Below are 957 nucleotides of genomic sequence, written 5' to 3'. Positions count from 1 at the left end.
GTTGCAACGGCTCCTGTTTCCCCTGGCCAAGCCCGACTGCGCCTATTGCCGGGGGCATCTGGCGCATCCGTTAATGGAATAACGGAGTAGTATTAAGAGCTCTCTGGAATCGGAGCGAACTGCCCTTTCCGAAAAACGATATCACATAGCTTTTCTTACGCTCGGATCAGTATGCCCATCCCAAAGGATGGCAAAGAGAGGGTGCTTCACGCAAGGAGTTTGAACGTCCTGGCATCAAGGAGACCACATGATCATCCCAACGGAGATCCTTGGGTTTACCGGTGGAGGATGGTGTCTGATCCTGAGGGAAATCACCACAAGGGTGAATGCACGACGTCGATGAGCAAGGCTCGGAGAGTCAAATGAAATGACAGGGGGTCGTTTGTGACGGGCGAGTCAATGATCGTGACCACTTCGGAAAGTGATCAATATTTGCCAAACCTGACGGATTAACAGTACAGCGCGGCTGTTTATAAGAGACATTGATGTCGCCGTTTTTTGTGCGATACGGCCGCCATCGCGTTACGCCGCTGATAATACCGGATCAGGTTGCTGGCGTGCCGGAGTTCCGGAACGCCCCGCCGCCGCCGGAACAGGATCGCACAACGGTGGTTCAGCGCCAGGCAGACCTGCTCCGCCGTCAATTCCGGGTTTTTCCCCCCGCAACCGCTTCGTGTGGAGGGCGACGAACCCCAGGACGATCAGCACCAGTGTCAGGTGCCGGACCAGTCCGACATGGTCCCGTCCCTCGAAGTCCGTCAGCCCGGCCTCCTGCTTGCCCAGCCGGAACAAATGCTCGACCGTCCATCGCCGAAACGCCACGGCCACGATTTGGGGAACCGGCGTGGTCACGGCATTGCTCAGGAAGTATTTCACCTCGGCCGTCGCCTCGTTGACCGCCGCCAGCAACCAGTGTTCCCGGCCGGCCACCCACACGCGGGCCGGGTTCACCCGCCA

Annotated in this window: 1 protein-coding gene; it reads right to left on the bottom strand. The window is 58.4% G+C overall.

The window, feature by feature from the left end:
* Positions 1–522: 522 nt before the first annotated feature.
* Positions 523–957 (bottom strand): transposase (locus tag BGIM_RS47945; protein WP_040887441.1); only part of this gene is annotated, 435 nt, incomplete at its 5' end.

Origin of the sequence: Zavarzinella formosa DSM 19928 (assembly GCF_000255705.1) — a bacterium.
Taxonomy (GTDB): domain Bacteria; phylum Planctomycetota; class Planctomycetia; order Gemmatales; family Gemmataceae; genus Zavarzinella; species Zavarzinella formosa.
This window is presented reverse-complemented; position numbering and strand designations above follow the sequence as displayed.